Below are 13,255 nucleotides of genomic sequence, written 5' to 3' on the forward strand. Positions count from 1 at the left end.
CCTCCGATGTACTCGATCAAAAGACTTTTTAGTTTAACCATTGGCTGTTACACCTGCCTGTCAGCGATTTCGCTGGCAGGCATGGGATATTGCTTTGGTCAATCAGGAAGTCAAAGTCAGGAAACAAAAATAGAAACACTAGCCGAGGGACTTGGCTTTCCTGAAGGCCCCATTGCTCTGGCTGATGGTAGTGTCTTGGTAGTAGAAATGCAGTTTGGAAACCTGACCAAAATTGGAAAAAATGGCAGTAAAACAGTCATTGCAAAATTAGGGGGCGGGCCAAATGGAGCGGCGATGGGACCAGACGGAGCCGTCTATGTTTGTAATAATGGAGGACTGCAATGGTCCGTTAGAAATGGAGTGACTTTTCCCGGAGAGGCTGCAAAAGACTATAAAGGCGGTTATATCCAAAGGGTTGACCTCCAAACAGGTAATATTACAACTTTGTATTCCGAATGCGAAGGCCGAAAACTAAGTGCTCCGAATGACATTGTTTTTGATGCCCAAGGCGGAATGTGGATTTCTGATCAGGGAAAATACTTCAGCACGCACAAAGAGCACGGTTCTATTTATTATGCTAAAACTGACGGAAGTTTTATTTGCAGACAAGCTGAAAAACTAGAGACACCAAATGGAATTAGACTTTCGGCGGATGGTAAAAGCCTCTACTATGCCGAAACTAATACAGGACGCCTTTTCTCTTATCAAATCAATACTCCGGGTGAAATTGACACTTCAACCAAGAAGTTGGTGATCGGCCTTCCAGGTCAACAAATGTTTGACTCTTTTGCTCTGGATGAGGAGGGCAATCTGTGTGTCGCCACGCTATTGAATGGCGGAATAAGCATTGTTTCAAAAGACGGGAAACTGCTTCGGCATATACCCACTCAAGATATCTTAACCACCAGTATTTGTTTTGGTGGAAACCAACAGAAAACCGCCTATATCACGCTGGGTGGTGCCGGAAAATTGATTTCCATTCCATGGAACAAAGCCGGACTAAAACTAAACTTCTTAACCTATTAAACAGATCAGAACAATGTTAATAATCAAAAAGACTTTACTCTTGGTATCATGTCTGCTCATTCTGGGGATTGGCCAGGTTAATGCTCAGCAAAACCTCTTCGGAGGACAAAACCTTGAATCTGCCGTTGTCAATTCCGACAACTCAGTGACTTTTCGTTTTGAAGCACCCGATGCGACCAAAGTAGAGGTGGCCGGCGATTTTGCTGAAAAGGCAGCAGATAATCCTATCGGAGGTGTGGTTGGTACAGGACTTATTGCAATGGTTAAAGGCGAAAACGGGGTATGGACCTTGACAACCAAACCCCTACCCTCTGAAATGTACATGTATCTTTTTGTAGTGGACGGAGTAGCCACAGCAGATCCGAATAACCCATACGTTTTCCGTGATTTTGCCACCATCAGTAATGTTTTCATCGTTGGCAATGGCATCGCAGACAACTACAAAGTCAATGATGTACCTCACGGCACCGTTTCACATCCTTGGTATCCTTCAGCAAAAGCCGGCAAGGACCGTCGAATTAGCATTTACACTCCCCCAGGTTATGAGAAAAACACAGATCAGAGTTACCCCGTCCTGTATCTTTTGCACGGTTACGGAGGGGATGAAGGTGAGTGGGGCTCCTTTGGACGGGCTACTCAAATATTAGACAACCTGATTGCACAAGGCAAAGCCAAACCAATGATTATGGTCATGCCAAACGGGCATATGGCCATGGAAGCTGCCCCAGGTGAAAATAGTATGGGCTTTTACAAGCCTAGTCGCGAAAAAGACAGAGCCGACGAACGTGGAGCTTTTGAAAGTGCTTTTGGTGAGATCATGAGTTTTGTTGAAAACAACTACAGAACCATTAATGACAAGCAGCATCGTGCCATCGCCGGGCTCTCCATGGGAGGTTTTCATACCATTCATATCTCAAGAATTTACGAGAATACTTTTGATTATATCGGGGTTTTCTCCTCTGCTAACCGGCTGATGAATGCCGAGGCCGAAGGTATTTATGCCAATTTCGACGAAGGCATTAAAAAGCAAAACGAAAACGGTTTTGAGCTTTACTGGATAGGCGTCGGGAAAGATGATTTCCTTTACAAGGCCAATCAGGAATTCAGGGATAAACTTGATGAACTCGGAGTGAAGTATACCTATCTGGAAACCGAGGGCGGGCACATCTGGAAAGTTTGGAGAATTTATCTCAATGAGTTTGCTCAGAAATTATTCTAAAGTGTGTTTTCACAATTCATAATCCACCCTAAACCATTTCTGTTTTGATGAATAAACTATTTCAAAAATGAAAAAAACGAATTTCTTGATTTCAACTTTTTTTGCTCTGTTGATTCTGGTTTCGGGTATGCAAAATCTGTATGCCTTTGCCCCGCGGACCGAAAAAGTTGATAAAAGCAAGCAGGCCCGCATCCTGATTACCACAGATCTGGAAGCGGATGACATGAACGGGGTCATTTTAAGCCTGATGTACGCAGATCAATATGATATCGCCGGGATTGTCTGGACGGCAGGCATGTATCATTTTCAAGGTGACGGCGGCCAGCATACGCTCGGTGAAATCACGCCAAATTTCAGATGCAATGCCCAGCACTGCGAACACCGTGTTGAAAAGCCTGCTGATCTGACAGAATATCGTCCTGTAGACCCTACGTGGTTAAATCGTATTGTAGATTATTACGAGGCAGACTATCAAATGATGAGTAAGAACAATCCGAATTTCCCGACACCTGAGCATATCAGGAGTGTCTCAAAGGTTGGAAATGTCGAGTTCGAGGGTGATTATCGTTTTGAGACCGAAGGATCAAAGCATATTGAGAAATGTATTATGGATAATGATATTCGTCCGTTGTACATTCAGCATTGGGGTGGCATCAACACCACCGTACGAGCTTTATACTCGATTTACGAGCAATACCATGGTACACCAGAATGGGATAAAGTTCTGGCTAAAGTCGTTTCAAAAGTGCGTATCGGAGGCAACGGAGAAGACAATTGCCGGGCAGACAGTAAAATTGATGAGATGTTTCCGGGTCTTCAGAGCGGAGGTTATAACAGAGGTTTTTTCAGTTACGGTTCTTTCTTTGCGGCCAGCTATAATTCAAGGAATCGCGTAGATGATGAGCTCCAGCCATACCTTCACGCCGATTTTATTCTTGATGCCTATAAAGAGGGTCATGGAAAACTGGCGGAAGAAATTTGGCTCATGGGCGAAGGCCGTGCACTTTACGGTGAGCCCATCATTTATAATTATGGGCTCATCACATATATGGACTGGGCAAAGTCAGCTGAGCTTGGCTGGGGGCCCGCAAGCCTTGCTGATTTCCCGAGGGCTGATTTTAAGCCGTTTGACTGGAGTATATGCCAGTTTGGTACAGCCTCTTTCATTGATATCGGCCTGCGTTCAGATGTTACTAACAGAGGCAATCAATTTCTTGGACCAACACCCGAAGGTTTCAAAAAAAGCAACCATTACACCATCGTGATGTGGGAAGAACTGGCCGCAAGGGCCGACTGGGCCATTGCAGAACCTGAAGATTGTAACCACGCACCAATTGTCACAGCCAAACAATTGGATTTCAATGCCAGGGCAGGAGAAAATATAGCTCTTTCAGGAGAAGCAACAGACCCTGACGGAGATAAACTGACTGCTAAATGGTGGATCCCGGCGTTCTCTTGCACATACACAGAAGGTAAAGCGGAGCATCTTCATGTTTCAACAGAAACTGGTTATAAAACGAATTTCACCGTACCGGCAGACGCCAAATCAGGCGATATATTCGTGGTCAATCTGGAAGTAAAAGATAATGCCGATCGCCCAATGACACGTTTTGCTCAGTATGTGATCAACGTGCTATAATTGTTAAGTGTTTTGACAGAAAACCAATAGAAAAGAGAATATTGCAACCAGATAAATTTAAACCTATGACCAAATTATTAAGCCTTTTCGGGCTCGGTCTACTCCTCGTGGCATGCTCGCCCACTAAAGAAAAAGAAGAAAATAACGCAGTAAAACCTCGAACCATCGTAACGACGGATGGCGAACTGGATGACGTTGATTCGTTTATCCGAATGCTTTTATATGCGAATGAATATCAGGTAGAAGGCCTGATTATCAGTAGCTCACAGTGGCATTACAAAGGTGACGGCAAAGGGACCGCATTCACCTCAGAGATGGAAACCACCAAGCGTATTTACGGAGAACGCACCGAGTTACGTTGGCCAGGCGAGCAGTGGATTTACGATTTGGTAGATGCTTATGGAGAGGTATATCCCAATCTGATAAAGCATTCAAAAGATTATCCGACTCATCAATACCTTCGAGACAGAATTCGAATTGGAAACATTGATTTTGAGGGTGAAATGGAAAAGGATACTCCAGGTTCTGATTTCATCAAAGAAAAATTACTGGATGATGATGATAGCCCATTATACCTTCAGGTTTGGGGCGGAACTAACACTATTGCCAGAGCATTAAAAAGCATTCAGGACCAATACCAGGATACACCGGAATGGAAGGAAGTGTATGATAAAGTTTGTCATAAGGCTATTATTTATGCCATTCTTGATCAGGATGCTACTTACAAGAAATACATTGAACCGAACTGGCCTGATATTAAAGTGTATTACAACTCCAATCAATTCTGGAGTTTTGCCTATTTCTGGAAAAGAGCTGTACCTAAAGAGCTTCATCCGTACATGGAAGGAGAGTTTATGGATGAGATTATCAACAATCACGGTCCTTTGCTGGCAAAATATTACAGCTATGGCGATGGAAACCCGCCTCAGGGTGAGATAGAAGACATTTACAGCTCAATGGAAAAGGCAAAAGACAATCAATGGGGAAGTTTTGGGCAGTATGATTTTATCTCTGAGGGTGATTCACCTGCCTTTCTTCATCTGGTAGATGTAGGCCTTCAAAATCTGGAGAACCCGGCTATTGGAGGTTGGGGAGGCAGACTGGTTCAATCTGCCACAAGGCCAAGCCGCTGGGAAGATGGAGACGCAGCAACAGATTTCAACCCTTACACAGACACGCTGGATAAAGCTTATGCTCAAACACGGTGGATTCCGGCCATACAAAATGATTTTGCCGCCCGGGCAGACTGGTGTATTTCAGATTTTGAAAACGCTAACCACTCACCCGTTGTAAAGGCCACAACACCGAATAATGTTTCCGCAAAGCCAGGTGAAACCGTAACTATGGAAATATCTGCTTCTGACCCGGATGGTGATCAGCTTAAAACGAGTTTCTGGATCTATAATGAAGTGGGGACGTACAGAGGTGAAGCCATGTTGATTTCAGAGGGCACGAAGGCTACGCTCACATTACCAGTAGATGAAACCGGAAGCTTACACATTATCGCCGAGGTAACAGATAATGGCATTCATCCGATGACCCGTTACCAAAGGTTCGTTATTGATGTAAAATAAACTTTTTGTCAAACCTAAATATAAAACCCGACAGCCGGCCTTTTTTAAGGGCCGGCTGTTTTCATAGAACACCTTTTTCTATTTTTCTGATGACAGACGTTTAATGAAGTCAAGAAGCCAAAAATGTCAGAGACACTAAAAATTGGCTTCAAATGGACATAATAAAAGCCCTGTTCTTGACAGAGCTTTTTTCTTAAACCCCTACTATTAAAGACTAATTGTCACTAAAAACACTTACTTTTTCAGTGGAGCCATCTTCAAAAACAGCCTCAATTCCTACGATACCAAAACGGTGATTAACGTAATAATTGATCTTTTGTAAGCCGGGAAGGCCAAGACCTCTTTCCTCAATACGGTACACTTTGATATCAAAGAAGCCGTAAGCGTAATCGTCTTCTGTTGACTTTGACATTACCTCTCTGACAACAGTTTTTCCATTGATTTTACCCTGATACTTGTCACCCACCTTTGCATCAAACTTAATCAAGGTGAAATTGTCACCCTTATGAACAGACTGAATACCTTCGGTAGTCACCCGGCCTGGCAAGGTTAATTCAGCAGAATTGCCATTGACATTATTGAGATATGGAAAACTATCCCGCCATTGCAACAGCTTTTCGTTGGTGACATTAATGTTCAACGTGGTAGTGGAGACACCATCGGCTGAGACATCTGCCACTTTCACATCAGAAATACCCACTCCCTCTAAAGCGGTGTATACCCTGAATGTATTACCTTCCTCTGCCAGAGCTAAAGGGTCGCCGCCCAAGGCTTTATCAGGATTTACATTAGACAAATTACAGGATGTCAGAGCCAAAAGGCCGAAGAATAGAATACTTTTCGTGGTTTTCATAGTGCTTATTGTTTATGGTATTAAGATGTCTCTTTCCATAACAATAAACCATGACCACTGGCAGTTCAGATGCTGATTTCAAATAGAAAACTCGTTTAAATGATATCCTTTTTGTAGATTCTGAACCGCTTATTGATAAAACCACCAAACTTTAACATTTTAGCATGTGTTTTCCGGTTTTCATCCAGAATAAGATGGCTTTTAACGGTATGAATTCCATCCTTTATGATGGTGTTGTAAATCTCAATACTGAGCCAATAATCCAGGCCAATATTTCGATACTCTTTTTTAATGCCGCCAATCATCAGCACCAACTCTTTGCTCCTCTTCATCGCTTTGAAGGCTTTGAGAAATCCAAAAGGGAAAAGCTTGCCTCTGCTCTCCTGAATACCTTTTGAGAAATCAGGCATACCAATAACGAAGGCTACCAGCTCCCCTTTTTCGTTGAGAACACCCTTCATATGTTTTGGCAAAAGCAACAAAGCAAAACGCCAAACCAAGGCATTCATGTCTTTTTTACTCAAAGGATTGTGGGCGTAAATCTCTACAAAAAGTTCATTGATCAGATTAACCGCAGGCCTGAGATATTTCCAAACCGTCCACCTTGTTTTGGGAGCCAGAATCTTCAGTCCGGAATGTTTTGGAAGGTATGTTTTATATTTCTCATAATACTCCGTGGGGTACTCTGCAGGCACGGGTATCCCGAAAGAAACCAAGTCTTTGTACCCCTCAAAACCATACTCCTCAAGAAAGGCCGTGATGTAAGGAAAATTGACATAAGTTATGATTAGAGGTGTATCATCATTTCTCTCAATTTCAATCCCTTGCGGCTCTTTGTCTGAAAAACCCAATGGCCCAACCAATTGAGTACATCCCCTATTTTTGCCCCACTCACTGACATAATTGAGAAGAGCCTCGGTAACCTCATAATCTTCAGTACTTTCGAGGTAATTAAACCTGACATCCTTTAATTGATGTCGTTTATTGTAAGAAAAGGGAATAATAGCCATCACTCTACCTACGGGCTCCCCATTTTTAAATGCAAGCAAGAGTAGTGACTCCGTATTCCTGAAAAGTTTGTTAGCCGCCTTGTTGAAGAAACCTTTTTCATCAGAGTAAATGGGTGGCAGCCAATAGGAATCCTTTTCATGAAGTACATAAGGTAAATCAAGAAACACTTTGAAAAGCTTTTGTCCATGAACTTCCCTGATAGCAACCATTTCTTCCTTTTTCCTCCAAGATGAATGAAAAGAGATGTACAAAATATGACCTTTAGCAGAGTTGCCAGATAGGCCTGATCACAATTAGCCTATTTCACCTTTATCGCGTTCAACTCCTCAAACCAGAAATCGTTATTAGGTACAGTAAACTCAATTCCCGTGACTTTTTGAGAAGCGTCACTGGTAAACTTTACTAAGGCCAGCGTAAACCAGGGGTGTTTTTTGACAAAATGCATTTGATAGGTATCATGGTGCCAGTGGGTCAAGTCTGCCTGAAGGGACGCAGTATGAGGAAAAATAATTTCAAGCTTATCGCCATTCATTTTCACCTCAATATCACCGTATAGATCAGAGTGATAGGTACCGATCAAATCTTCTGCTAGGATGATTGGAGAAGTGCCCTCCTGTCTGGCTTTTCTCAAGTCTTCAATCCGGGTATCGGAGGCGTAACTTTCATTATGCCTTTTCAGGTCAATTGTTGACCAATCAGTCTCTTCTCTACCCATAAAAGCATCAAAAACATAGGCCGGAATAGAGCCAATAGGAGCTTTGAGGCCGTTGGTCAATACTATAACACCTAGATTCTCCTCTGGAAGCATATTAATGGAAGAGATCATTCCATCGTAACCGCCGGTATGGTACACTCTCAATTTACCGTGATAATCCCGTAGAAACCAACCTAATCCGTAACCTGCAAAATGAGCACCGTAGGGGTTAGACTGAGTTCTGTCAATGGCAAACATATTATGCTGATTCCAAAGAGTATTTCTTGTTGACCTGGTGAATAAAGTATCATCGCCAACTACACCATTCTTCAGATTAAAAATCACCCACTTACTCAGATCATCCACATTAGAGAACAATCCACCAGTAGCAGCGATCTCCTCCCAGCTAGTATAAGGAATTGCTTGGTTTTCCGAATCATTAATAAGTGTGTGAGGCTTGGCAGAGTTGCCGGCAGCCACCATTTGTGGAACATTCACAAAGGTGCGGTCCATTTCCAGAGGGTCAAGAATCCGCTCTTTTACGTTGTCATACCAGCTTTTCCCTGTCACGGTTTTGATGATTTCACCAGCCGTTATAAACATCACATTTGAATACCCGAAACCATCTCTGAAACCATAGGCAGGTTTTAAATGGCGTATGTTGCTAATAATCTCCTCAGAAGTAAAGTCAGAGTTATACCACATGATATCACCACCAAAAGTAGTTAGACCAACACGGTGACTCAGAATATCTTCGATGGTGGTATTTTCGCTGACAAAATCATCATACAAAGCGAAATAGGGCAAATAGTCGCGTACCTTATCTGTCCATTTCAGTTTACCTTCCTGAACGAGCATGCCCATTATGGCAGAAGTAAAGGCTTTTGAGTTTGAAGCAATGGCAAAATTGGTTTCAGCATCGGGTTGCTCCTTTTTTCCATATTCCAGCGTACCATAACCTTTTGAAAACACTAGCTCCCCATCTTTCACAATACCGATACTTATTCCCGGAACGCCCCACTCTTTTTGTGATTTGCTGAAGTATTGATCCAGTTTTTCAAAATCAACCTTCCTCTGAGAAAAGCTAAGAATGGGAAGAAGAATGAAGCCTAGAACGAGGTATTTTTTAACGAGATGAAGTGTCATAAAGAAGTTTTTTTGAATCACAATATAGAAATGCCATCCATTACTTTATGAATGGCCAATGAACGGTTCTCTAAAATTCATATAAATCATCGATTTTTCTTTCTTAAATATCGAAAGAGCATAACGCCAACATCATAATTTGTTATGTTTAGCCAATCATTAACCTTATTGATATGAAGAAAATACAGCTTGCAGGCTTTTTCCTGCTCTCCCTTTTTTGTTTCCAGAATGCCTTAGCTCAAGGCAATTATACACTAGTCATCGAAGGTTTCGACTGGGGTCCACATGCGAGTAAAGCCATTTTAGAACTTGATAAAGAAATAGAGGCGACTTCGGCAGATGATTTTACCGTTTTGGTAAGTCGAACCACCGATCTGGGTGAAATACCAGCTGCTCAGGCCAGCGGTGAAAGAAACATCATGCAGGCTTTTGTGAGTGATGCCGAGGGGCAGCCACAAGCCAAAGGCTCTCACATTACTTTGACGCTTGCCGTAGCCCCTTTTGAACCTTTAGGCTCGGCTATTCAGTATTTCAGAGGCAAGGGAAATAACTGGGTCGATTACCGACTGACCATCATTCAAAAATCAACTCAAAGCGTATGGAACAAAGAAACCAACCGCGTCATTCCAATTCTTGACGAATTTGATTTAAGCGGCAAGTTTACACATGGCGATATTACCATGTCCTACGGTTCTTTTATACCTGAAAATATTGCTGGCAAAGCTCCACTCTTGATTTGGCTTCATGGTGGTGGTGAAGGTGGTACGGATCCGGCGATAGCGGCTATCGGCAACAAAGCTGTAAATTACGCTTCGCCTGAAATTCAAAGCATTTTCGAGGGTGCCTATGTTTTAGTACCCCAAGCCCCTACCTTTTGGATGAACAGCGTAAATGGTGGATACACCCGTGGCGATACCGAAGATATTTACAATAAAGCCTTGATGGAATTAATCAAAAGTTATGTCAAAGCCAACCCGGGCATAGATGCTAACCGGATTTATGTAGGCGGCTGCTCAAATGGAGGCTATATGAGTTTGAAACTTATCCTGAACCACCCTGATTATTTTGCGGCAGGTTATATCAGTGCCCTGGCCTATTCTTCAGAGTTTATCACTGATCAACAAATACAAAGCATTAAAAACGTACCTATTTGGTTTGTACAAGCAAAAGACGATCAGGTGACTGACCCACAAATCACGGTGGTACCTGTATATAATCGCCTTAAGGCCGCCGGAGCTCCAAATGTTCATTTTAGCTTTTATGATCACGTGATTGACATTACCAACCAATACGGCGGGCCCTCTTACCATTATAATGGCCACTGGTCATGGATATACCTCCACGCTAACGAAAGCCACCTTGACTATGACGGCAAACCCGTTAAAGTGAATGGGATACCAGTTACTGTAATGCAGTGGTTGTCTGCTCAGAAAAAGTAGAAAAACAAAAAGGCGGAGAGCTCCAAAAGGAGCCTCCGCCTGAACTATTTAAACTAAACCCAAAAAACTGTAATCTTTCGCTAGTCGTTATTCTCGAAATACAGGGGATCGTACTTAAAGCCGTACTTATCCAGAACGTCTTGCGGTACACCGTCCCACATATTCGGAACATTTCCTTTATACTCGACATCCTCAAACCCTATTTGAGTGGTGTAAAAGCCGGTTAATGTCAAATCTCTGACCATCGAGAAAAATGCCACGCCCTGACTAACTTCTGGAGCAGCTTCCTCCGGATAGGCAATGGTATCTACAATAACTATCTGATTGGCAGCACTGGTATCTTTGAAATTCTTTCCATTCAGTTTTCTACTGTAGTTATCAAGCCATTTGATACCTCCTCGTATTGGCAACTGATAATGCGGCATATCTTTAGCAATGAATTCAATAAAATCAGGCACCCCGGCATCAGTGGCACTACCTGACTTCTCATCTGCCGGCACTATGATATCACTCAAAACAGCAATAGTTGCCATTTCATGAGGAGTCATAAAATCCTGCTCATGGATTTTTTTGTCACGTTCTATCTCCGCATCTGTACGGCCAGGGCCCGGCGTAAACTTTCCTTTATCTACTTCAGGTGCAGCCACAGCAGCAGTGGCAGGCAAAACTGCCATACCTAATGAACCAAGGGAAAGGGCTTTTAGTGATTCTCTTCTCTTCATTTTTCCGTTGCTTTAAAGTTTATTGGTTTTCACCTGATCAATAATATAATCTGACGTTCTCCATGAAGATGCCAAAATGGTCCATGTCACGTTTTTATCTCCCTGAGATACAAAAGGTGCAGCATCTACCACAAAAAGGTTTTTGACATCATGAGCCTGTTGCCATTTATTCAGTGCTGATTTGCTTGGGTCGTTACCCATTCTGACCGTACCGATTTCATGGATAATCTGTCCGGGTTTTGCCAAACCATAGTTAGTGTCAGCTCCCGGCTTATCGCCAATGGCAATACCACCCATTTCATGGATAATCTCTTCGAAAGTATCCTGCATGTGTTTGGCTTGCTTCACCTCGTTTTCGCTCCATTTATAATGGAAACGCAGCGTAGGGATACCGTATTTATCCACTTTATCAGGGTCAATCTCGCAATAATTTGACTCCAGTGGAATTGGTTCGCCGCGGCCATCCATATGAACAAAGGCTCCATACATGCGGCGAACATCTTCCTTCAGGCCGGCTCCATAACCGCCTAATCTTTTATTTCCCGGAAAGTGCTGCTGCACGCCCTGCATACCCATTCCAAAGCCAAATCCCGGCATTCCCATACCACCACTATATTCGATATGGTAACCACGAGGAAAATCAAGCTTGCTATTGTCAAGCCACCACGGAGTGTAAACGTGCATACCACCCACCCCATCTTCATTATATCTTTTGCGATCCATCAGGGCCGGAACGAACGCTCCTCGACCGGCACCGGTTGAGTCATTCAGGTATTTACCAACAACTCCGCTGGAATTCGCCAATCCGTTTTGATGGCGGGATGATTTTGAATTTAGAAGAATTCGGGCCGACTCACAGGTACTCGCCGCTAACACCACAATTTTGGCGTTTATTTCATAATCTTTCAGGTCAATTTTATTGACATAGGAAACGCCGGTGGCTTTACCCGTAACAGGATCAGTATGCACTTCCTTCACCATCGCATTATTTATCAAAGTCACATTCCCCGTTTGTACTGCTGGAATACACAAAACAGATGATGATGAGAAATCAGCATAAGCCTGACATCCTCTGTTACACTGTCCGCAGTAAAAACAAGCTCCACGTGAGTCATTGATTGGTTTTGTAAGCATCGCCATCCGTGAAGGAATCACCGGAACGCCTACTTCCTTAGCCGCTTTTTTAATCATCAGCTCGTGCAGACGTGGTTTCGGCGGTGGAAGGTAAATTCCGTCAGGCTCATTTCTGATACCCTCTTTGGTACCGAAAAGGCCTACCAACCGATCTACTTTATCATAATAGGGAGCAATATCCTCATAACCGATAGGCCAGTCGTCGCCTATACCGGTCAATGACCCTCTTTTGAAATCATCAGGACCGAATCTCAAAGAAATACGTCCCCAATGGTTCGTACGCCCACCTAACATCCGAGATCTGAACCACCAGAAATCTGTACCTTCCATCGCTTTGTAAGGTTCATCTGGCAAACTCCAGCCACCCCAAGCGGCGTCAAAGTCTCCAAAAGATCGAAGCGGAGTACTTGCACCTCTTCGTGGCGACTCCCACGGATTTTTTAACTGAGTTATATATTTCGGGTCAGCAGGATCAAAATACCCTCCGGCCTCGAGGAGGCAAACTTTAGCTCCGGCCTTAGCCAATTGGTACGCGGCCATTCCGCCACCTGCTCCTGAGCCCACGATGACCACGTCAAAAGTGGTTTTCTCTTTTTTGATATTGAAAGAATCAAGCATATGTCTTGAAATGAAATGGGTTGAATAAAAGAAATGCCTTTTAAATAGCTTTAACGAATTACCTCATTTACATGAATGAAGTCTTAATTTTTTCTTAACGCCACAAAAAAATAAAGGCAGAGGGCTCTTTTCACAATGTAATAATTTATCAAATTGAAAAAAAACAACAAGGCGGTGTGG

General features: G+C 43.1%; 10 protein-coding genes. 5 read left to right on the top strand and 5 right to left on the bottom strand.

Features of this window, described 5'->3' with window-relative positions; all coding sequences use genetic code 11:
* Positions 1 to 6: 6 nt before the first annotated feature.
* From AFM12_RS16310 to AFM12_RS16325, 4 genes are all read left to right on the top strand, one after another.
* Positions 7 to 1,026 carry an SMP-30/gluconolactonase/LRE family protein gene (locus AFM12_RS16310; RefSeq protein ID WP_216598521.1) on the top strand — a complete coding sequence of 340 codons (1,020 nt, stop codon included), beginning with the start codon at positions 7 to 9 and terminating at the stop codon, positions 1,024 to 1,026.
* A gap of 13 nt (positions 1,027 to 1,039) precedes the next feature.
* On the top strand, positions 1,040 to 2,245 hold the full coding sequence (locus AFM12_RS16315; RefSeq protein ID WP_082391386.1) for an esterase: 1,206 nt from the start codon (positions 1,040 to 1,042) through the stop codon (positions 2,243 to 2,245).
* Between the two features lie 67 nt (positions 2,246 to 2,312).
* Complete coding sequence (locus tag AFM12_RS16320; protein WP_055150293.1) at positions 2,313 to 3,884, top strand: nucleoside hydrolase-like domain-containing protein; 1,572 nt, start codon at positions 2,313 to 2,315, stop codon at positions 3,882 to 3,884.
* A 65-nt stretch (positions 3,885 to 3,949) separates the two neighbouring features.
* Complete coding sequence (locus tag AFM12_RS16325) at positions 3,950 to 5,458, top strand: DUF1593 domain-containing protein (RefSeq protein ID WP_055150296.1); 1,509 nt, start codon at positions 3,950 to 3,952, stop codon at positions 5,456 to 5,458.
* A gap of 214 nt (positions 5,459 to 5,672) precedes the next feature.
* On the opposite strand, the gene AFM12_RS16330 is transcribed toward AFM12_RS16325, so the two are convergent.
* The 3 genes from AFM12_RS16330 to AFM12_RS16340 form a co-directional block, all read right to left on the bottom strand.
* Positions 5,673 to 6,311: a hypothetical protein gene (locus tag AFM12_RS16330; protein WP_055150299.1), complete on the bottom strand. Its 639-nt coding sequence runs from the start codon at positions 6,309 to 6,311 to the stop codon at positions 5,673 to 5,675.
* 95 nt (positions 6,312 to 6,406) lie between these two features.
* Entirely contained in the window at positions 6,407 to 7,531 is a 1,125-nt protein-coding gene (locus tag AFM12_RS16335; protein WP_055150302.1) for a hypothetical protein, read from the bottom strand.
* A gap of 89 nt (positions 7,532 to 7,620) precedes the next feature.
* Positions 7,621 to 9,162 carry a serine hydrolase gene (locus AFM12_RS16340; RefSeq protein WP_082391387.1) on the bottom strand — a complete coding sequence of 514 codons (1,542 nt, stop codon included), beginning with the start codon at positions 9,160 to 9,162 and terminating at the stop codon, positions 7,621 to 7,623.
* A 173-nt stretch (positions 9,163 to 9,335) separates the two neighbouring features.
* Here AFM12_RS16340 and AFM12_RS16345 point away from each other — a divergent pair, with 173 nt between their 5' ends.
* The gene (locus AFM12_RS16345; protein WP_055150305.1) at positions 9,336 to 10,601 is read left to right on the top strand and encodes a prolyl oligopeptidase family serine peptidase; all 1,266 of its coding nucleotides are present in this window, start codon (positions 9,336 to 9,338) and stop codon (positions 10,599 to 10,601) included.
* Positions 10,602 to 10,681: 80 nt separating this feature from the next.
* On the opposite strand, the gene AFM12_RS16350 is transcribed toward AFM12_RS16345, so the two are convergent.
* Positions 10,682 to 11,323 (bottom strand): gluconate 2-dehydrogenase subunit 3 family protein, encoded by a 642-nt coding sequence (locus AFM12_RS16350; RefSeq protein ID WP_055150308.1) that lies wholly within the window; start codon positions 11,321 to 11,323, stop codon positions 10,682 to 10,684.
* Between the two features lie 12 nt (positions 11,324 to 11,335).
* The gene (locus AFM12_RS16355) at positions 11,336 to 13,075 is read right to left on the bottom strand and encodes a GMC oxidoreductase (RefSeq protein ID WP_055150311.1); all 1,740 of its coding nucleotides are present in this window, start codon (positions 13,073 to 13,075) and stop codon (positions 11,336 to 11,338) included.
* Positions 13,076 to 13,255 lie beyond the last annotated feature (180 nt).

This window comes from Jiulongibacter sediminis, from assembly GCF_001306455.1.
Lineage (GTDB): Bacteria > Bacteroidota > Bacteroidia > Cytophagales > Spirosomataceae > Jiulongibacter > Jiulongibacter sediminis.

Bases quoted from the DNA above. Each gene is read 5' to 3' on its own strand.
- AFM12_RS16310 (WP_216598521.1), top strand. From the start codon at position 7: ATGTACTCGATCAAAAGACTTTTTAGTTTAACCATTGGCTGTTACACC.
- AFM12_RS16315 (WP_082391386.1), top strand. From the start codon at position 1,040: ATGTTAATAATCAAAAAGACTTTACTCTTGGTATCATGTCTGCTCATT.
- AFM12_RS16320 (WP_055150293.1), top strand. From the start codon at position 2,313: ATGAAAAAAACGAATTTCTTGATTTCAACTTTTTTTGCTCTGTTGATT.
- AFM12_RS16325 (WP_055150296.1), top strand. From the start codon at position 3,950: ATGACCAAATTATTAAGCCTTTTCGGGCTCGGTCTACTCCTCGTGGCA.
- AFM12_RS16330 (WP_055150299.1), bottom strand. From the start codon at position 6,311: ATGAAAACCACGAAAAGTATTCTATTCTTCGGCCTTTTGGCTCTGACA.
- AFM12_RS16335 (WP_055150302.1), bottom strand. From the start codon at position 7,531: ATGGTTGCTATCAGGGAAGTTCATGGACAAAAGCTTTTCAAAGTGTTT.
- AFM12_RS16340 (WP_082391387.1), bottom strand. From the start codon at position 9,162: ATGACACTTCATCTCGTTAAAAAATACCTCGTTCTAGGCTTCATTCTT.
- AFM12_RS16345 (WP_055150305.1), top strand. From the start codon at position 9,336: ATGAAGAAAATACAGCTTGCAGGCTTTTTCCTGCTCTCCCTTTTTTGT.
- AFM12_RS16350 (WP_055150308.1), bottom strand. From the start codon at position 11,323: ATGAAGAGAAGAGAATCACTAAAAGCCCTTTCCCTTGGTTCATTAGGT.
- AFM12_RS16355 (WP_055150311.1), bottom strand. From the start codon at position 13,075: ATGCTTGATTCTTTCAATATCAAAAAAGAGAAAACCACTTTTGACGTG.